Annotated in this window: 20 protein-coding genes; 2 read left to right on the forward strand and 18 right to left on the reverse strand. The window is 74.4% G+C overall.

The window, feature by feature from the left end; translation table 11 throughout:
• Positions 1–3 precede the first annotated feature (3 nt).
• Positions 4–1,713: an acetolactate synthase gene (locus tag PIR53_02755; protein ID WZH52922.1), complete on the reverse strand. Its 1,710-nt coding sequence runs from the start codon at positions 1,711–1,713 to the stop codon at positions 4–6.
• Between the two features lie 71 nt (positions 1,714–1,784).
• Positions 1,785–2,627: a DUF2785 domain-containing protein gene (locus PIR53_02760; protein ID WZH52923.1), complete on the reverse strand. Its 843-nt coding sequence runs from the start codon at positions 2,625–2,627 to the stop codon at positions 1,785–1,787.
• 192 nt (positions 2,628–2,819) lie between these two features.
• Between PIR53_02760 and PIR53_02765 the strand changes: the two genes are divergently transcribed.
• Positions 2,820–4,301, forward strand: a complete 1,482-nt coding sequence (locus tag PIR53_02765; protein ID WZH52924.1) for a histidine kinase N-terminal domain-containing protein — start codon at positions 2,820–2,822, stop codon at positions 4,299–4,301.
• Between the two features lie 59 nt (positions 4,302–4,360).
• Here PIR53_02765 and PIR53_02770 read toward each other — a convergent pair whose 3' ends face one another.
• The gene (locus PIR53_02770; GenBank protein WZH52925.1) at positions 4,361–4,612 is read right to left on the reverse strand and encodes a WhiB family transcriptional regulator; all 252 of its coding nucleotides are present in this window, start codon (positions 4,610–4,612) and stop codon (positions 4,361–4,363) included.
• 221 nt (positions 4,613–4,833) lie between these two features.
• Between PIR53_02770 and PIR53_02775 the strand changes: the two genes are divergently transcribed.
• Positions 4,834–5,277, forward strand: a complete 444-nt coding sequence (locus tag PIR53_02775; protein WZH52926.1) for a hypothetical protein — start codon at positions 4,834–4,836, stop codon at positions 5,275–5,277.
• A gap of 26 nt (positions 5,278–5,303) precedes the next feature.
• Here PIR53_02775 and PIR53_02780 read toward each other — a convergent pair whose 3' ends face one another.
• The 15 genes from PIR53_02780 to PIR53_02850 all read right to left on the reverse strand — a co-directional run bounded on the left by PIR53_02780 (position 5,304) and on the right by PIR53_02850 (position 17,749).
• On the reverse strand, positions 5,304–6,260 hold the full coding sequence (locus PIR53_02780; protein ID WZH52927.1) for an RNA polymerase sigma factor SigF: 957 nt from the start codon (positions 6,258–6,260) through the stop codon (positions 5,304–5,306).
• Between the two features lies 1 nt (position 6,261).
• Complete coding sequence (locus tag PIR53_02785) at positions 6,262–6,672, reverse strand: anti-sigma factor (protein ID WZH52928.1); 411 nt, start codon at positions 6,670–6,672, stop codon at positions 6,262–6,264.
• A 240-nt stretch (positions 6,673–6,912) separates the two neighbouring features.
• On the reverse strand, positions 6,913–8,121 hold the full coding sequence (gene serA, locus PIR53_02790; protein ID WZH52929.1) for a phosphoglycerate dehydrogenase: 1,209 nt from the start codon (positions 8,119–8,121) through the stop codon (positions 6,913–6,915).
• Positions 8,122–8,240: 119 nt separating this feature from the next.
• Positions 8,241–9,041, reverse strand: coding sequence for an ABC transporter permease (locus tag PIR53_02795; GenBank protein WZH52930.1), 801 nt, complete (start codon positions 9,039–9,041; stop codon positions 8,241–8,243).
• Positions 9,041–9,997: an ATP-binding cassette domain-containing protein gene (locus tag PIR53_02800; protein ID WZH52931.1), complete on the reverse strand. Its 957-nt coding sequence runs from the start codon at positions 9,995–9,997 to the stop codon at positions 9,041–9,043. The genes PIR53_02795 and PIR53_02800 overlap by 1 nt, the downstream gene beginning before the upstream one ends.
• Positions 9,998–10,050: 53 nt before the next feature.
• A complete protein-coding gene (locus tag PIR53_02805) occupies positions 10,051–10,698 on the reverse strand; it encodes a helix-turn-helix domain containing protein (GenBank protein ID WZH52932.1) in 648 nt (215 codons plus the stop codon).
• A gap of 99 nt (positions 10,699–10,797) precedes the next feature.
• On the reverse strand, positions 10,798–11,391 hold the full coding sequence (locus PIR53_02810; GenBank protein WZH52933.1) for a VTT domain-containing protein: 594 nt from the start codon (positions 11,389–11,391) through the stop codon (positions 10,798–10,800).
• On the reverse strand, positions 11,388–12,167 hold the full coding sequence (locus PIR53_02815) for an MBL fold metallo-hydrolase (GenBank protein WZH52934.1): 780 nt from the start codon (positions 12,165–12,167) through the stop codon (positions 11,388–11,390). The genes PIR53_02810 and PIR53_02815 overlap by 4 nt, the downstream gene beginning before the upstream one ends.
• Positions 12,164–14,323, reverse strand: a complete 2,160-nt coding sequence (locus PIR53_02820) for a phage holin family protein (protein ID WZH52935.1) — start codon at positions 14,321–14,323, stop codon at positions 12,164–12,166. Before PIR53_02820 ends, PIR53_02815 begins: the two co-directional genes overlap by 4 nt.
• A gap of 39 nt (positions 14,324–14,362) precedes the next feature.
• Positions 14,363–14,767 carry a hypothetical protein gene (locus PIR53_02825; GenBank protein WZH52936.1) on the reverse strand — a complete coding sequence of 135 codons (405 nt, stop codon included), beginning with the start codon at positions 14,765–14,767 and terminating at the stop codon, positions 14,363–14,365.
• An 81-nt stretch (positions 14,768–14,848) separates the two neighbouring features.
• Positions 14,849–15,649, reverse strand: a complete 801-nt coding sequence (locus PIR53_02830; protein WZH52937.1) for a hypothetical protein — start codon at positions 15,647–15,649, stop codon at positions 14,849–14,851.
• 45 nt (positions 15,650–15,694) lie between these two features.
• Positions 15,695–16,369 carry a TetR family transcriptional regulator gene (locus PIR53_02835; protein ID WZH52938.1) on the reverse strand — a complete coding sequence of 225 codons (675 nt, stop codon included), beginning with the start codon at positions 16,367–16,369 and terminating at the stop codon, positions 15,695–15,697.
• Positions 16,335–16,751: a DCC1-like thiol-disulfide oxidoreductase family protein gene (locus PIR53_02840; GenBank protein WZH52939.1), complete on the reverse strand. Its 417-nt coding sequence runs from the start codon at positions 16,749–16,751 to the stop codon at positions 16,335–16,337. Before PIR53_02840 ends, PIR53_02835 begins: the two co-directional genes overlap by 35 nt.
• An 11-nt stretch (positions 16,752–16,762) precedes the next feature.
• Positions 16,763–17,200, reverse strand: a complete 438-nt coding sequence (locus tag PIR53_02845) for a hypothetical protein (protein ID WZH52940.1) — start codon at positions 17,198–17,200, stop codon at positions 16,763–16,765.
• A gap of 156 nt (positions 17,201–17,356) precedes the next feature.
• Complete coding sequence (locus PIR53_02850; GenBank protein ID WZH52941.1) at positions 17,357–17,749, reverse strand: hypothetical protein; 393 nt, start codon at positions 17,747–17,749, stop codon at positions 17,357–17,359.
• Positions 17,750–17,754: the final 5 nt, after the last annotated feature.

Here is a 17,754-nt window from a genome sequence, read left to right on the forward strand (position 1 = left end):
GGGTCAGATCCCGAACGTGGCGCGGGGGTACGCCGCCTCCACGTCCGTGATGATGTTGACGAGGTAGGGCACGCCGGAGGCGAAGGCCCGGTCGAGCGCGGGGCCGATCTGCCGCGGGTCGGTGACGACCTCGCCGGCGCCGCCGAGGGCCTTCACGACCTCGTGGTAGGCCGTGCGGGGCGCCAGGTCGGCCGCCACGTCGTAGCCGTAGAGCATCTGCATCGGGCCCTTCTCCAGGCCCCACGCCGAGTTGTTGCCCATGACCATGACGACGGGCAGGTCGTGGCGCACGAGCGTGTCGACGTCCATCAGCGAGAAGCCGGCGGCGCCGTCACCCAGCAGGAGCACCACCTGGGCCGACGGGCGGGCGATCCGCGCGGCGATGGCGGCGCCGAGGCCGGCGCCGAGGCAGCCGTACGGCCCGGGGTCGAGCCAGCCGCCCGGGCGCTTGGGCTCGACGTACTTGCCGGCGAACGACACGAAGTCGCCACCGTCGCCGATCACGACGGCGTCGTCGGCGAGACGCGGCACGAGCTCGCCGTAGATGCGCGCCGGGTGCACGGGGTCGGCCTCCGCCGCGAGGAGCTGCGCGTCGCGCTCCGCCGCCGCGCCCACCTTCGCCTGCAGGTCGGTGACCCACGCCGCGTGGTCGGGCTTGCGCGGCTGGGCCTGCAGCGCGGCGAGGATGCCGTCGAGGGCGAGGGTCAGGTCGCCGTACGCCGAGGCGGCGAGCTCCGCGTGCCCCGAGACCTGGGCAGCGGAGTCGGCGACGTGGGCCACGCGGGCGGGGGTGGCGCCGTCCTTGCCGCCGAACACGCCGTACCCGAGCCGGAAGTCCAGCGGCGTGCCCACGACGACGACCAGGTCGGCACCCCCGAAGGCGGCGCTCCGGGCCTTGGTGACGAGCAGCGGGTGGCCGCCGGGGACGACGCCCCGGCCCATGCCGTTGGTGATGGCGGGCAGGCCGGCCTCCTCGACGAGGCGCAGGGCGGCCTCCTCGGCGCCGTCGGCCCACACGTCCGTGCCGAGCACGAGCACCGGCCGGCTCGCCTCCGCGAGCAGACGGCCGATCGTGCGCAGCGCGTCGGGGTCGGGCTGCTCGGGGGCCGGTGGCGCTCCCGTCGGCGCCGGGCCCGACGCCGAGTTGAAGAACTCGTCCATCGGCACGTCGACGAAGACCGGCCCGCGGTGGGAGGCGCCGGCGGTCGCGAACGCCGCGTCCATGCCGCCGAGCACGTCGGAGGCGAGGTGCAGCGTGCGCGCGTCCTTCGCCACCGGGGCGACGATCGGCGGGTGGTCGAGCTCCTGCAGGCTGCCCGAGCCCCACCGGTTCGCCGGAGCGCGGCCGCCGACGACGACCATGGGGGAGCCGGCGAAGGTCGCCTGGGCGATCGCGCTGACGCCGTTGGTCACGCCGGGACCGGCGGTGAGCACCGCCAGGCCGGGACGGCGGGTCAGCTTGCCGGTCGCCTCCGCGGCGAACGCGGCCGTCTGCTCGTGCCGCACGTCGACGAGCCGCATCGGCGGGTCCGCCTTGACGGCGCCGTCGTACATCGGGAACACGTGGGCACCGGAGAGCGTGAACATGGTCTCGACCCCGTGCGCGCGAGCGGCGGCGACCGCGAGCGTGCCCGCGTGGCCCTCGATCTCGGCGGCGTCGGGGCTGGAGGAGCCGGCAGCGGTGGCGTCGGACGTGGGGTCGGTCGTCGTCATGTGACCCACGTTACTCACCGGTCACCTCCAGGGGGAGCCCCCGTCCCGCTCGAGCCCCCTCGGGGGTGAGGTCAGGCGCGGGTGCGCAGCCCGGGGTTGGTCTGCCGCAGCGCGTCGACGAGCACCAGCAGCAGGTCGGAACGCACCTGGGGCGGGTCCGGCGCCAGCGCGAGCTGCAGGTGCAGTGCCCGGAGGAAGGCCTCGGGGTTGCCCGTCACCAGGTAGGGGTCCTGCCGCTCGCTGGGGTACGCCGTCGCGCGCGCCGCGATGCGCCGCACCCACGGCTCCACGACGGACAGCGGCAGCACGTTGCGGCGCAGCACCCGCATGGTCGCCTCGGCGATGCGGTCCGGCTCGCCCGAGACGAGGAGGCGCGCACCGTCGGCGAGCACGCGGTCGGCGAGCACGTCGAGGAGCACGGTCAGCTCGGGGGCGGCGAGGTGGGGCGACTCGGCGAGCGTGCCGATGGCGTCGGCGCCGTGCGCGACGGCGTGGGCCCAGCCCTTGTCCTCCACGAAGCCGCGATCGTCGCGCTCGCGGAGGTACCACGACACGAGGCGGTCCCCCCAGTCGAGCACCTTCGTGCTGCGCACGAGGGCGCGCCGGTTGTCGCGCGCCACGCACTCGCCCAGCAGGAGCGCCGAGAAGCTGCGCCGGAAGACCGTGTCGGTGCCGACCTCGCCCAGCCCGACCGCGAGACCGGTCGCGATGCCGTCGCCGAGCCCCGCCAGCAGGTCGTCGTAGACCCCGCGGTCGATCCAGGTCGCGAGCATGGGGTACGCCGTGTGGTCCCGCTCGGCGGGGTCGCTCGAGCCCAGCATCCGGGTGAGCTCCGCCGTCAGGTCACCGAGCGGACGGTCGGTCGGGACCCCGAGGCCGGAGTCGATCACCTGCCTCCAGTACGCGCCGACCATGGGCCCCATCCTGCCAGTCGCGGGCCGTCCCTCGTTCGGGTGGTCCGGCCCCCGGCGAGGCCCCCGGTGAGGCCCGCCGAGACGCTCGGCAGGCGCTCAGGGGACGCTCAGCAGCTCCTCAGCACGGCCCCGGCGACGGCCCCCGGACAGCCCTCCGCGAAGTCCCAGGTCAGCCCGGCCTACGCTGGTGCCGTGGCGTGGATGAGCGACCTGGTGCGGGACCACACCGACCTCGACGACGACGACCTCGTCTGGTTGCAGCTGCTCATGGCGGACTGGCAGATCGTCGCCGACCTGTCGTTCGCGGACCTCGTCATGTGGCTCCCCGACCGCGACGGACGCGGGTTCTGGGCCGTCGCGCAGATGCGGCCCACGACCGGACCGACCGCCCTCGTCGACGACGTGGTGGGCGACTTCGTCGAGGCCGGGCAGCGTCCGCTGCTCGACGGGGCGCTGCGGCACCGCAAGCTCCTCCGCGAGGGCGACCCCGAGTGGCGTGACGACGTGCCGGTGCGCGTCGAGAGCATCCCCGTGCAGCGGGGCGGCCGGGTCATCGGCGTCATCGCCCGCAGCACCAACCTCCTCGGCGTGCGCACGCCCTCCCGTCTCGAGCTGTCCTACCTCGAGACGGCCTCGGACCTCACCCGGATGATCGCGGGCGGGCAGTTCCCGGTCGCGGGGCAGCGGAGCGCCAACGCCGACTCGCCCCGGGTCGGCGACGGCTTCGTGCGCGTCGAGGCCGACGGCCGGGTGCGCTACGCCAGCCCCAACGCGCTCTCGGTCTTCCGCCGGCTCGGTCATCGTGGCGACCTCGTCGGCGTGAACCTCGCCGACCTCACGCGCGCCCTCGTGCCCCCGCGGCGCCGACCCGACGAGGAGACCCTGTCGGCCGTGCTGGGCGGGCGCGCCCACCGCGACACGGAGGTCGCCACCGATGCGGTCGCGATCATCCTCCGCACGATCCCGCTGCGTCCCTACGGCGACCACGTGGGTGCGCTGATCCTGCTCCGCGACGTGACCGACCTGCGCCGCCGCGACCGCGAGCTGGTCACGAAGGACGCGACCATCCGGGAGATCCACCACCGGGTCAAGAACAACCTGCAGACCGTCGCGGCGCTGCTCCGGCTGCAGGCCCGGCGCATCGACGAGCCCGCGGCGCGGGCGGCGCTCGGGGAGGCCGTGCGCCGGGTCGGGTCGATCGCGATCGTGCACGAGACGCTGAGCCAGGTCGTCGAGGAGAACGTCGACTTCGACCAGGTCGCGGAGCGTCTGCTGCGGATGGTCGTCGACGTCAGCGCGGCGGGGGAGCGGATCTCCGTGCGGGCCACCGGCGCGTTCGGCACCATCCCGTCGGAGGTGGCGACCCCGCTGGCGATGGTCGTCACCGAGCTCCTGCAGAACGCGGTCGAGCACGGCTTCGGGGCGTTGGACGACCCGGAGGCATCAGGGGCGGTCACCGCCGACGCGCAGCGGGTGGACGGCCGGCTGCGGGTGGTCGTCGAGGACGACGGTCGCGGGCTGCCGCCCGGGTTCGACCTCGACGGCGGCAGCGGACTGGGGCTCACGATCGTGCGGACGCTCGTCGAGTCCGAGCTCGGGGGCCGTCTCGAGCACGGCCGCCGCGAGGACGGGCCGGGGTCGCGCTTCGTCGTCGACGTCCCGGTGGAGCAGTGAGCCCCCCGGTGTCGCCCCGGGAGGGGGCTCGACGCCGGAGGGCTCGGGAGTGCGGTGGGTCAGGCGGTGCGGACGCGCGCGCGGGCCGTGCGGCGCTTGAGGGCGCGACGCTCGTCCTCGCTGAGACCGCCCCAGACCCCGTGGTCCTGGCCGGCCTCGAGGGCCCACGCGAGGCACTGCTCACGCACGTCGCAGCGGCGGCAGACCTGCTTGGCCTCCTCGATCTGGAGGATGGCCGGGCCGGTGTTGCCGATCGGGAAGAAGAGCTCGGGGTCCTCGTCGAGGCAGGCCGAACGGTGACGCCAATCCATGATCGGGCAGTCCTTTGCAATCGGGGGTGACGAGCGGGCTGGTGGCCCGCTCGCAGCTGGTGACGCAGCCGGGCAGCGCGCCGACCGGCGCCCGAACACGTATGACCTCAACACTGACAAGAAGTCGACTGCCGCACAACCCCTTTCGGGGGTCTGGTGTGTCACAGGTGTGACAACGGTGTGACTTCTCCGTGTCCTTCTCCTGGCCGTAGCCTGGCGCGGTGACGTCCCCCGACACCGTCGACCCGACCGCCGCGCCCGCTCCCGGCCCCGTTCCCGTGGCGCTCCGCCTGGGGGTCGGGGTCATCGGCCTGCAGACGCTCGTGGTGGTCGGCTACGCCCTCACCGAGCTGGTGTACGGCGCGGTCGAGCGCTCCGGCACCGCGGTGGCGGTCGCGCTGTTCCTCGGGGCGTACGGCGTGGGCATCGGGTGGGCCGCCTGGCTGCTGCTCCGGTGCCGCTCGTCCGCGCGGTCCCCCCTCGTGCTGGCGCAGCTCCTCCACCTGGGGCTGGCGTGGAACATGCGGGACGAGCCGACGACGCTCGCCGGGGTCGCGCTCGCGGTCTCGGCGGTGCTGGCCCTGCTCGGGCTCTTCTGGCGCAGCAGCCACCGTTGGCTGCTCGACGGCGACCCGGAGGCCGCAGGCCCCACCCGGCGCGCCTGACCTCCCCGGAGGTCACCCGGAGAGGATCAGTCCTCGGCCTGCAGGTTGGTGCGCAGCTGGTCGAGCGTGCGGGCGAGCAGGCGCGACACGTGCATCTGCGAGACGCCGATCTCGGCGGCGATCTGCGACTGCGTCATGTTCTTGAAGAAGCGCAGCAGCAGGATCTTCTTCTCCCGCGCCGGCAGCTGGTCGAGCAACGGCTTGAGGGACTCGCGGATCTCGACGTGCTCGAGGCCCTCGTCGTCGACGCCGATGGTGTCGAGCATCGTCATGGTGGAGTCGTCGCTGTTGTCGGTCGCGTCGAGCGACAGGGTCGAGTAGGCGTTGCTCGACTCGATGCCCTCGACGATCTCCTCGCTGCTGCAGCCGATTGCCTCGGCCAGCTCGCTGACCGTGGGGGAGCGGCCGAGCCGCTGGGTGAGCTCCGCGGTCGTGGCGCTGATCTGCATCCGCAGCTCCTGCAACCGGCGCGGCACGCGGATGGCCCAGCCCTTGTCGCGGAAGTAGCGCTTGATCTCACCGATGATCGTGGGCGTCGCGTACGTCGAGAACTCGACGCCGCGCTCGGTGTCGAAGCGGTCGATCGACTTGAGCAGGCCGATCGTGCCGACCTGCACCAGGTCCTCGAACGGCTCGCCGCGGTTGCGGAACCGGCGGGCGCAGTGCTCGACGAGCGGCAGGTGCAGGTGGACGAGGTTGTCGCGCGCCTCCTGGCGGGTGGCCTCGCCCGACAGCTCGTGCCGGAGGTCGGCGAAGAGAGCCGCGCTGCGGGCCCGGGTCTGCTCGATGCCGATGGCGCGGGCGTCCGGCTCGGGGCCGGTGACGGGTTCCGGGGCGGCGCCGCCGTCGGCCTCCGTCATGGAGGCGACGACCTCGGCGACGAGGGCCGCGTCCTCGGCGGACGGCTCCTGCGGGGCGTCCGTGTCGGGATCGACCTCGGTCTCGCTCGGCTGGTCGGGACGACCGGGGAGGGTGGGAGTCATCTCAGAGGTCGGTGCCCGAGACGATCGTGAGGCGCACCGTGAACGAGTCCGCGGTGGTGACCTCCTCGGCCGAGGTGGCGATCGTGGTGAGGACCTGCCAGGCGAAGCTCTCGTAGTTGGGCTCGGGAGCGGTCGACGTGGTGACGCCGACCTCGACGGTCAGGGCCCGGTCACCCAGGTGGAACGCGCAGCGCAGGTCGCTCTCGGGATCGGCCTCGGGGAGCACGAGCGCGGTGGCCTCGCCGACCGCCATCCGCAGGTCCTCGATGTCGTCGATCGTGAAGTCGAGGCGCGCGGCCAGACCGGCGGCGGTGGTGCGGAGCACCGACACGAACGCGCCGTCGGCGGGGAGCCGCAGCTCGACGTCCGCACGGCCCGTGGGGAAGGTGGGCGCCGCACCGGGCACGGTCATGGGGAGCGTCCTTCCGAAGGGCGACGAGGTCCCGGCCGACTCTAGGACATCGGGCCCGCTGCCGACGGAGCAGCCCGCCGGGCGCGCCCCACCTCTCCGGACGTCATGCGAAGCGGCGGCCGCGACCGCCGGGACGCATGACGTCCCGGAGGGACCTGGCCCCCTCCCTCGCGGACGTCATGCGGAGCGCGGGCCGGGGCCACCGCTCCGCATGACGTCCCGGGAGGGGAGGGGGTGGGCTCAGACGACCTGGTTCGGCACCCAGGTGCGGACCCACCGCGTGTTGGCGTCGGCGCGCAGCTTGTCGAGGGTGTCCTGCGGGGTCGTGGAGTCGACGTCGGTCACGACGTACCCGAGCTCGCCGGCGGTCGCCAGCGCCTGGGCCGTGATGTTGCCGGTGGTCGCGAGCGTCTGGTTGAGCCGCGCGAGCACGCCGGGGGCGTTCTCGTGCAGCAGGCCGACCCGGGTGCCGACGGTCAGCGGCGCCGGCTGGACGCCGGGCAGGTTGACCGACAGGGCCGTGCTGCCCTGGCGCACGAAGCCCGTCAGCTTGCCCGCGACGAAGCGACCGATCTCCTCCTGCGCCTCCAGCGTCGAGGCACCCACGTGCGGGGTGAGGATGACGTTGTCGAGTCCCCGGAGCACCGACTCGAACGTGTCGCCCTGCGCCTTCGGCTCGATCGGGAACACGTCGATGGCGGCACCCGCGATGTGGCCCGACAGGATGTTGTCGCGGAGGGCCACGTCGTCGACGACCATGCCGCGGGAGGCGTTGATGAACAGCGCCCGGGGCTTCATCGCCGCGAACTGCTCGGCGCCGAAGAGCCCGGCGTTGCCCGGTCGCCCGTCGACGTGGAGGCTCACGACGTCCGCGTGCGCGAGCAGTTCGTCCATGGAGCGCATGCGCCGCGCGTTGCCATGGGCCGGACGGTCGGCGATGTCGTAGAACACGACGCGCATGCCGAGCGCCTCGGCGACGTTGGAGAGCTGGGTGCCGATGTTGCCGTAGCCGATGATGCCGAGCGTGCGTCCCCGCACCTCGTGGCTGCCCTTGGCCGACTTGTCCCAGATGCCGTTGTGGAGGCGCTCCGTCTTCTCCGTGAGGCGCCGGGCCAGCGCGAGGATCTCGGCGATGACGAGCTCGACGACGCTGCGGGAGTTGGAGTACGGCGCGTTGAAGACCGGCAGCCCGCGCTCGGCCGCGGCGGTGAGCGCGACCTGGTTGGTGCCGATGCAGAAGCAGCCCACGGCCTGCAGGTGCGGCACCGCGTCGAGGACGCGCTCGGTGACCCGGGTGTTGGACCGGATCCCGAGGAGCTCCACGCCGTCGAGCGCGGCGATCAGGTCGTCCTCGTCGAGCGAGCCCGGCCGACGGAGCACCTCGATCCCGGCGTCGTCGAAAACCTCCTGCGAGGAGGTGTGGATGTCTTCGAGCAGCAGCGCCTTCATCAGTCTTCCGTCGTCGGGGTCACGGGGGTCACGGGCACGGACGCGGTCCTGACGGGCGACGTCCGAGCACCGAATCTAATGTCTGGGCCCGGGGATCTGTTCCTCGGGCCGAGGGATGGTCAGCCGAGGTCGCGGCGCAGGGTGGTGAGCCGTCCCACGAGGGCGAGCCCCACGGCGTACGCCAGCATCACGAGCCCCGCGGCCCACCGCGGCAGGAGCTCGCTGTCGCCGAGCTCCCCGAAGAAGCTCGAGCCGATGAGGCCGTCGGCCGCGGCACCCGGCAGGAACATCGCGACGCGGCCGAGGCCGTCGAACGCCCCGAGCGCCACCCGGGCGACCGGCTCGACGAACTGGGTGAAGACGAGGATGACGACGATCGCAGCGACCTGCTGGGTGAGCACCGCGCCGAAGCCGGTGCCGATGACGGTCCAGAGCACCGTCGCGACGACCGTGAGCGCGATGACACGCCAGACCTCGCCGCTGTCCAGGTAGGCCCCGTCGCCGCGCCAGGCGAGCACCGGCGCGGCCGCGCCGACGATCCCGGCGACGCCGGCCAGCCCGTACACGAGCCCCAGCGGCACGCCGACGGCCAGCTTGGCGAGCAGCACGACCGTGCGACGCGGCTCGACCAGCAACGTCTGCGCGATCGTGCGGTGGCGGAACTCGCACGTCATCAGCAGGCTGCCCGCGAGGAGCGGGAAGGCGTAGCCGACGGCGTTGACGAGCCCGTAGACGGTCGTCGCGGCCGCCTCGCCCTCGACGGGGGCGACCGCTGCCGTGGAGTCGCCCGCGGCGACGGTGAGGGCGAAGGCCATGACGGCGCCGATGAAGGCCAGGTAGCCGAACATGGCCAGCGCCAGCACCCACCACATCCGGGTGCTGGTCAGCTTGGTCAGCTCCGAGCGGATCGCGGCGCCCATCAGCGGCCCCCTGCCGCGTGCAGGGGCGCCGGCGTCGTCGGGCTCGTCAGGCGCAGGAAGACCTCCTCGAGGTCGACGTCCCGCGGCTCGAGGCGGTGCAGCGGCACCCCGGCCGCGAAGGCGGCGTCGCCGACGCGCGCGGCCGCGACGTCCTGCACGAGCAGCCCGGACTCGTGCCGCTCCGCCCTCCACCCCTGCTGGGTGACGAGGCGCCCGAGGGCGGCCACGTCGGGGGAGGAGACGTACGTCGCGACCGCGGCCAGCTCGGCCAGGGCCGCCAGTGAGGACGCGTGCACGAGACGGCCGCGCGCGACGATCACGACGTCGTCCACGGTGTGCTGCACCTCGCGCAGCGCGTGGCTCGAGACGAGCACCGTGCGGCCCTCGGCCGCGAACTGGCGGAGGAGGTGGCGCAACCACACGATGCCCTGGGGGTCGAGACCGTTGGCGGGCTCGTCCAGCACGAGGACGGGCGGGTCGCCGAGCAGGGCGGTCGCCAGCCCGAGGCGCTGCCGCATGCCCATCGAGTAGCCGCCGACCCGCCGGTGCTCGGCGCCCTCCAGCCCGACGAGCGCGATCAGCTCCCGGCAGCGGGCCGGCCCCACGCCGCACGGTGCGGCGAACGACCGCAGGTGGTCGATGCCGCTGCGGCCGGGATGGAACCCGGGCTCGAGCGAGCTGCCCACGACGGTGGCCGGCAACCGGTGGTCCCGATAGCTCCGGCCGCCGATGAGGGCGCGCCCGGCGGTGGGCGTGGCGAGGCCCAGCAGCATCCGGATCGTGGTGGTCTTGCCGGCCCCGTTGGGGCCGAGGAAGCCGGTGACCGCACCGGGTCGCACGGAGAAGGTCAGTCCGTCCACGGCGGGCAGACCGCCGTAGACCTTGGTCAGCGCCTCGACCTCGATCGTGGGTGCGGACGGCCTGCTGGTGCTCGTGGTGCGGGTGGTCGACGTCATCGTCGGGTGGCTCCTTCCCCCGGGTGGTGTGCCGGGTCCACCCTCGCAGGCCCTCAGCCCAGGTCGAAGACCAGGTGGTCGAGCGCGCGGCGCACCCACGCGCCGTACTGCTCCGGCGTCCAGCCGTGGCGCTCGACGTAGCGGTGGTAGACCTCCGCCGACGCCACCACGTTCCACGTGCACGCGCGGTCCGCCGTGGGCACGTCACCGGTGAGCAGCCCCCGCTCGGCCGCCCAGGCCACCCCCGCGACGCACGCGTCGTCGTCCCGGGCGGCGATCGTCTCGAACAGGGCGGCCGCCTCGGGGTCGAGGCCCGCGGCGTCCCGCAGCGCGAACCAGAGGCGGACGGAGCGTGCGTGGTGGTCGGCCAGCCACGCGACGTACGTCGTCAGCGCCTCCTCCGTCGGCAGCGCCATCATCTGCTGGATGGAGGGCTCGTCGGTGATCGGTCGCACGTCCGCCTGGTCGCTGATGGTGCGCTGGTAGGCCTCGACGAGCAGGTGGGCCTTCGAGCCGGACAGGTTGACGCGCGGCACGGAGACCCCGGCGGCGTCCGCGATCGCGGCGAGCGTGGTGGCCTGGTAGCCCAGCGTCCCGAACAGCTCGCGGGCGCTGGCGATGATGCGGCCGTGGGTCGCCTCCAGGGCGGCCGTGCGCAGCGGCGACACGTAGCGGCGGCGCGGGCGGTCAGGATCGTTCACCGCGGGGACCTCGGATCGGTTGGTGCGGGCCGGCACGGGCGTGCCGCAGGGGCACGCTACTCCTGCGGTACCCACGGCGCGCGGGCTTCTGCGTGGACTTCACCCGGCGGTTCGCGCGGCCTGCGAGCGCAGCCGGAGTCGGCGCACCAGACCGGGCAGCACCCCCACGGCCAGCACCACGAGGACGACGAGCGCGAGAGCCAGGCCCGGGTCGGGGACGAGCCAGTTGCCGAGCACGCCGATGGCGGCGTACGCGACCGACCACAGCGCGGCGGCCGCGACGTTGGCCGAGGCGAACCGTGCGGTCGGGTAGCCCCCGAGCGCGGCCACCAGCAGCACCGGGATGCGGCCGCCCGGCACGAGGCGGGAGAGCAGCAGCGAGCGCACCTCGTTGTGCTCCAGGCGGGTGCGCAGGCGGCGCAGGGCGCCGTCCGGGTCCTCCGCGTGCAGCCAGCCCCGCCGCTGGGCCAGGGGGGTGCCGGCCCGGCGGAGCACGACGTAGGTGACGAGGTCGCCGGTGTAGGCGCCGGCGGCGCCGACCGCGACGACGAGCACGATCTCCCACGGACGCTCCACCGCCGCGAGCACGGCTCCGGCGCTGACGAGCGCCCCCGTGGGCACGACGGGCACCACCGCACCGAGGCTGACGAGCGCGTAGAGGCCGATCAGTCCGCCGAGCCCGAGGTCGGTCATCGCTCGACCCGCTCGCCGGGGGCCGGGACGACGACCTCGGCCGCGAGGCCCGCCTCCCGGGCCGCAGCGCGGAAGCGCCCGGGCGGGTCGACGAACAGCTCGCGGTGGCTGCGCGGGTGCACCCGGCGCAGGCCGACCGGCCAGAACGTCCCGTAGTGCACGGGCACGACGACCCGTGCGCCCACGGCTGCGACGGCGGCGACCGCCTGCACGGGGTCGAGGTGGTGCTCGCCCAGGCTCGGGCCCCAGCCGCCGATGGGCACGAGGGCCAGGTCGACGGGGGCCACGGCCTCGAGCCCCGGCAGCGGCCCGGTGTCGCCGGGGTACCAGCAGGACCGCCCGCCGTGCTCGAACCGGAAGCCCAGCGCCGGGGCGCCACGGCCACCGGGCACCCGTCCGCGGCGTACGTCGCGGTGGCCGTCGTGGTGCGCCCGCAGCACCTCGACGCGCACCCCCGCGACGTCGAGCACGTCGCCGGGGGCGGCCTCGATGCAGGTGAGACGCCGCAGTGCCGGCACCGCCCGCGGGGCGCCACGGGGCACGACGACGGGGACGCGGGTGCCGTGGCGTCGCAGCGACGGCAGGTGGAGGTGGTCGTGGTGGAGGTGGGAGACGAGCACCAGGTCGGCCTCGGCGGCCGCCGGCGAGGGCACCGGCGAGGTGCGGCGCAGGTGGAGGAGGCGCCGGCCGAGCAGCGGGTCGGTCGCGACCCGTGCCCCCGCCAGCTCGACGGTCGCGCTCGCGTGGCCCCACCAGGTGACGGCGAGCCGGGTCATCCGACGGGCTCCGCGGTCGGGTCGGGCCGGGCCTCGGGAGAGACGTCGGTCCCGGCAGCGATCCCGCAGACCGGTTCCGGCGTGCGGAGCCCGTGGGCCACGAGCCGGTCCACGAGGAGGCGGTGCACGTCGATGCCGCGCAGCAGCCGGTCGGGCACGGTCCAGTCGGCGGGGTGCACGAGGAGCGCCTCGGTCTGCCAGCCACCGAGTCCCCCGTGGGACCCGACCAGCTCCTCGAACGCCGCGACCTCGCCGAGCGCGGGGTCGTAGTCGCCGAGCACCACCACGTCGCCGACGTGGTCGCACCGGTCGAGGTGCCGCAGGTCGTCCGCGGCGAGGGAGCCGTACGGCGCGAGCGGGTCCTCGCCGTCGCCGTCGACCACCCCGTCGGGGCTGAGGGCCCGCCAGCCGGTCGCGCTCTCGACGACGAGGACCCCGTCGGCGCGGCGGGTCCGGACGACCCCCACGCCGTCGAGCGCACGCAGGCCGGGGAGCAGGGTGGGCAGGAGACGCTCGACGTCCTCGCGGCAGAGCCGGCCGGGGTGCTCGGGCAGGTAGAGGTGGGCGAGGCTGCCGGAGGCGGCGACCCGGACGCTCGTGCGGGGGACGGGGCTCGCGGCGTCCGCGGCGTCCGTCGCGGGACGGGCCGGGTCGATGTGCTCCGACCGGTCGGCCACGATCCGGCTCAGGGTCGGGCGCAGCAGCCCGGGCGCCCGGTTGCCCGTGGAGTGGAGCAGGTGGGCGGGGCCCACGGTCTCGCCCGACCCGGCTGCGCCGTCCACGACACCCGAGGTGAGGTCGCTGACCGCCTCGGCGAGGGTGCGGCCCTGGCGCTGCAGGAAGGTCGTGCCCTGCGTCTGGCCGTGGTCGGACACGACGACCATCTCGTAGTCGCGCCCCACCTCACGGCCGAGGTCGTGGAGGAAGCGGAGCACGCGGTCGAGGCCCTCGAGGGTGCGCATCGCCTCGGGGCGGGTCGGTCCCGCGTGGTGGGCGACCTCGTCGTAGTCGAGCAGGTCGACGTAGACCACCGGGGCGCCCCGTGCCATCTGGTCGGCGACGATGGCCACGCTGAGGTCCTTGAGGAGCACCGTGGTCAGGCCGCGGAGCACGACGAAGGCTCCTCCGCGGTGGACCCGGGGGAGCACCCCGCGACGCCGCTGACGCCGGCCCTGGAACCACTCCGCCAGCATCTGGCCGACGAACAGCACGACGGAGCGCACGAACCCCGACCGGGTGACGGCGAACTCGGCGGCCCCCCGCTCGGAGCCGGGCGGACGGGCGCGGGCCATCGTGAGGGCGGGGAGGGAGGCGTCGCCGGAGAAGAGGTTGCCGACGCTGGCGCCGTCGTCCGCGAGCAGCCCGCGCCCGGTGCTGAGCGCGGTCTGCGCCTCGGCCGCGTCCGCGGGGCGGCTGCAGACGAGCATCCGGCCCTGCTCCTTGTCGAACCACCGGAACGCGGGGATGGCCGTGTCCACGCCGTGCAGCAGCACAGCCTGCCCCGCAGGCGTCGTGGAGGGCGCCCCGGTGTGCCAGCCGCGGAGCCGGTGGCTGCCCGAGCGGAGCAGGCTGCTGAGGAACGGGATCGCTCCCGTCGCCGCGGCCTGGCGCACGAGCGGCTCGGCCACGCCGTCGAGCTGCACGACGAGGAGGCCGGGGCCGCTGACGTCGGTGCGCCGGGCCGTGCGCACGGAGCGCCCCATGACCTGCGCGAGGAAGACCTCGCTCGAGCTCGCGTCGACCACCCAGTCGAGCAGGGCGGCGACCACCGCGACCCCCCAGGCGATGAGCACCACGTCGAGGAAGTCGATCGGCTCGATGGCCGGAACCAGCGACAGTGCGACCGCCAGGATGAGGGCCTGGGCCAGGAAGCCGGACAGCAGCAACCCCACCACGCCGGTGAGCACGGTGAGCCGGGTGAGCACGGGGCGCAGCAGGGCGCCGACGAGGAGCACGGTGCCGACGAGCAGCGCCACCGTGAGGCTGCCGTTCTCGGGCACCTGCTCGCCGGGCACGAGCTGGAGGGTGACGGCCATCGCGACGAACGACAGCACGAACGACCGCAGGACCCCCAGGAGCCAGACCGCGGGACGCGCCGAGCGCACGCCGCGCCCCGCGAGGGCGACACGACGCCCGAACGAGGTCCGATGCTGCACGGGGTCAGCGTAGGGCGCCGCCGGTGGGACGGCGCGGGGTCACCCCGCCGACAGCTCGAAGCGGCAGCCGCCGTCCGTCGTGGCGGTGGACATCTCGACGACCTCGCCCACCGCGACCTCGACCTCGCGCTGGGTGTCGCGCAGGGAGATGCCGCCCGCGTCACCCACCGGCGCGAGGGACTCGTCGCTGCGCAGCAGCACGCGGTCGCGTTCGACGCCGACCACGGTCATCGTGACCCCGCAGCCGACGACGGTGTCCTCGCCCTCGGCGGGGAGCAGCGTCGACGTCGTGGTGGTGGGCTCGTAGTCCGGGTCCCAGCCGTTCCACGTCGTCGAGACGATCCGCACCTCGGCGAACTCGGGTTCGCTGGAGCAACCGACGAGAGGCAGCGGGGCCACCAGGGCGACGGGGAGCGGCAGGAGGGCGGCGAGGGAGGGGCGCATGGGGGTACGACGCGCCCCCGCCCCCCACGGTTCCTCGGCCCCGACGGTTCCTCGCCCCCGGGATGCCCGGTGGGCCCTGCCTCAGAAGGTGCGGTAGACGCCGTCGGGGTCGACGTTGTCGGCGTACTCGAAGAAGCTCATGTTGGCGATCGCCAGGTTCGCCTCGATCTCCGCGACCGCCCCGACGGTGCTGCGGAAGGAGCGCGACAGACCGTGCTCCGCCGCCTCGGCGGCCGTGGTCCACAGGTCGACCCAGAGGACGGTCACCTCCCCGCCCGCCGCGACCTCCTGCATCGAGCGCGCGTCGGCGAGCACCAGGTAGCAGCGCACGTCGGCGAGCCCGGTGAGGGCGGCGTCGGCGGTGAGGCCGTCCCAGGCGGGGTCGCCGGAGGACACGACGGCCGGTTGGTAGAGGTAGGGGTCCCCGCACGCGTCGACACTGCCGTCGAGGTCGACCTCCGCGGTGACCAGCTCGGCCAGCGTCGCCCAGGCGGCGTCGTCGGAGCGGTCGGTCCGCAGCAGCGCGGCCGTCGTGCCGTCGTCCGCGAACACCTGGGACAGGGCGGTCCCGGTCGGGATGCTCATGTCGATCTCCTCGGTCTCGCCGTAGCCCGGCTCGTCGCAGTACCAGTCGTCGACCCAGGGCCCCTCGCCCTCCCGCCACTCCTCGAGCGCGAGCTCGTCGATCTCCGCCTGCGTCAGGTCGTCCTCGCCCTCGACCACCCACGCCTCGCGGGTGGTCTCCGCTCCGGCTCCGGCCCGCACCGGGTCGGTGTCGCCCGGCCCGCCGACGTCCCCGCACCCGGTGGGGACGAGCAGGAGCACCAGCACGGCCGGCAGCAGGGCGGTCGCGGCGAGGTCGCGGGCGCGGCGCAGGGTCACGGGACCAGGGTGACGCGACGACACGGCCGCTGTCCCGCGAACGCCTCAGGCACGCAGCGACCGCACGAGGGCGACGACGTCGTTGGCGACGCCGCGCACGACGGGCAGCCGCGTCAGCCGGCACAGCCGGTCGACGAGCGGCACGACGCCGTGCACGAGGGCGCGGGTGCGCGCCTGGCCCTCGGACGCGTCGTACACCCAGAAGAGCACGACGCCCATCTGGAGCAGCCACAGCAGCTCCGGCATCTCCTCGCGGAGCGCGGGGGCGAGGCGGAGGTCCGAGCCGGCGAGCACCTGACGGTGGATGTCGACCGACGTCGCGCGGGCGGCCGCCGACTCGGGGGAGAAGGGCGAGAGGGGGCTGCGGGGGTCCGCCGCGTTGCGGAAGAAGGTCGCCGCGAAGTCGTGGTAGGGCTCCGCGAGGTCGATCCATCCCTCCAGCACGCCCGTCAGCCGTTCGGCGAACCCGGTCTCGGTGGCCAGCACGTCGCCGACGAGGTCGTGGTGCGCGCCCGAGAGCTGGTCGTAGAACCCCTGGACCAGGTGCTCCTTCGACGCGAAGTAGTAGTAGGCGCTGCCCAGGGACACCCCCGCGGCGTCGGCCACGGCGCGCATGGTGGTCGCGTCGTACCCGCCCTCGCGGAAGAGCCGCATCGCCGCCCCCACGATCGCGGCGCGGGTCGCCTCAGCCTTGGCGGAGCGGGGAGCAGGCGTCGGCACAGCCGCCAGGGTAGTCACCCCCTCCCGTGCGGGCCCCACCGCCGAGCAGGTGCCGCAGCCCCGCGGCCGAGCACGCCGCACCCCGGGCCAGTCCGCGTCCGAGCCCGGGGTGGGCGAGGCGGTGGGCCAGCGGGCGGTGCTGCCGCGTCGCCCACAGGGTCATCAGCCAGGCGGTGTCGTGGGTCCACACCTCGCCCCCGTCGCCCACGACGGTGATCTCCGCGCGGGTGGCGGCGTGGTCGAGGCCGGGGAACCGCGCGTGGGCCGCGGGGGAGTCGCACGGCACGAGCTCCAGGGGCACGAGCAGCGCCTGCTGCGACACCCAGCGGGCGAACGGCACGCAGAGGCGGCAGTCCGCGTCGTACAGCAGCACGAGACGCACGGCGCGACCGCTCAGCTGCCGGGGGCGGGGTGGGCGCCCGGGTACGGCGCGAACGCGCCCGGCACGACGCGGGTGGGCGCGACGGGCGGCATCGTCGACTGCTCGAAGCGGTGCCGACGGCGGATGGAGTTGAAGACCAGGACGTTCGTGAAGTGCACCGCGCCCAGCACGAGCAGCACCACGCCGAGCTTCACGCTCAGGCTCTCGAGCATCGCGCTCGCGCCGGTGACCGGCTCGCCGATGCGGAGGAAGAGGAGCACGAAGCCGACGTTCAGCAGGTAGAAGCCCACGACGAGCAACCGGTTCACGGCCCCGGCGAGGTCGTGCCGCCCCTCGAAGACGTCGGCCAGGAAGATCGTGCCGTTGGTCGAGAGGACGTGGGCGACCCACATCGTGAGCGGCACGGCGACGGCCAGGTAGGCGACGTAGGTGGCGACGGTCCAGTCCATGGTTCCTCCGGTTTGAACGTGTTCAAAAATGCGGACGGCGTGATCGTACGCCAGTTTTGAACGTGTTCAAAGTGAGTGGTCCCGTCGTAGTCCCTGACGTTCCGGTCGCGACACGCCGAGCGAGCGGACCGGAACGTCAGGGACTACCGGGAGGGACTACCGGACCTCGCGCCCGCGCGGCAGCGCCGCCTCGCGCTCGGCGAGCTCGACCCGCCGGCGGCGGGCGCCCCCGAGCGCGGCGACGTTCGCCAGGTGCAGCAGGCCGAGCACCAGCAGCACCACGCCGAGCTTCACGCTCAGCACCTCGACGGCGCCGGTGGCGTCACGCACCGGACCGCCGGCCCGCAGCAGCAGGAGCACGAAGCCGGTGTTGACGAGCCCGAACCCGAGGAGCAGGAGGTGGTTCACCGAGTGCGCCAGCCCCTCGCGGTGCGCGAAGGCGTCCGCCAGGAACGCGGTGCCGTGCCGGGCCAGCGACCGGGCGACGAGGAACGTCAGCGGCAGCGTGAGGAGGAGGTAGAGGAGGTGGGTCGCGAGCGTCCAGTCCACGGCGA

Origin of the sequence: Nocardioides alkalitolerans (assembly GCA_038184435.1) — a bacterium.
GTDB classification, from domain to species: Bacteria; Actinomycetota; Actinomycetes; order Propionibacteriales; family Nocardioidaceae; genus Nocardioides; species Nocardioides alkalitolerans_A.

Excerpts from the sequence above, each read along its gene's own strand:
- PIR53_02755 (WZH52922.1), bottom strand. The coding sequence starts at position 1,713 with ATGACGACGACCGACCCCACGTCCGACGCCACCGCTGCCGGCTCCTCC.
- PIR53_02760 (WZH52923.1), bottom strand. The coding sequence starts at position 2,627 with ATGGTCGGCGCGTACTGGAGGCAGGTGATCGACTCCGGCCTCGGGGTC.
- PIR53_02770 (WZH52925.1), bottom strand. The coding sequence starts at position 4,612 with ATGGATTGGCGTCACCGTTCGGCCTGCCTCGACGAGGACCCCGAGCTC.
- PIR53_02780 (WZH52927.1), bottom strand. The coding sequence starts at position 6,260 with ATGACTCCCACCCTCCCCGGTCGTCCCGACCAGCCGAGCGAGACCGAG.
- PIR53_02785 (WZH52928.1), bottom strand. The coding sequence starts at position 6,672 with ATGACCGTGCCCGGTGCGGCGCCCACCTTCCCCACGGGCCGTGCGGAC.
- serA (WZH52929.1), bottom strand. The coding sequence starts at position 8,121 with ATGAAGGCGCTGCTGCTCGAAGACATCCACACCTCCTCGCAGGAGGTT.
- PIR53_02795 (WZH52930.1), bottom strand. The coding sequence starts at position 9,041 with ATGGGCGCCGCGATCCGCTCGGAGCTGACCAAGCTGACCAGCACCCGG.
- PIR53_02800 (WZH52931.1), bottom strand. The coding sequence starts at position 9,997 with ATGACGTCGACCACCCGCACCACGAGCACCAGCAGGCCGTCCGCACCC.
- PIR53_02810 (WZH52933.1), bottom strand. The coding sequence starts at position 11,391 with ATGACCGACCTCGGGCTCGGCGGACTGATCGGCCTCTACGCGCTCGTC.
- PIR53_02815 (WZH52934.1), bottom strand. The coding sequence starts at position 12,167 with ATGACCCGGCTCGCCGTCACCTGGTGGGGCCACGCGAGCGCGACCGTC.
- PIR53_02825 (WZH52936.1), bottom strand. The coding sequence starts at position 14,767 with ATGCGCCCCTCCCTCGCCGCCCTCCTGCCGCTCCCCGTCGCCCTGGTG.
- PIR53_02845 (WZH52940.1), bottom strand. The coding sequence starts at position 17,200 with ATGGACTGGACCGTCGCCACCTACGTCGCCTACCTGGCCGTCGCCGTG.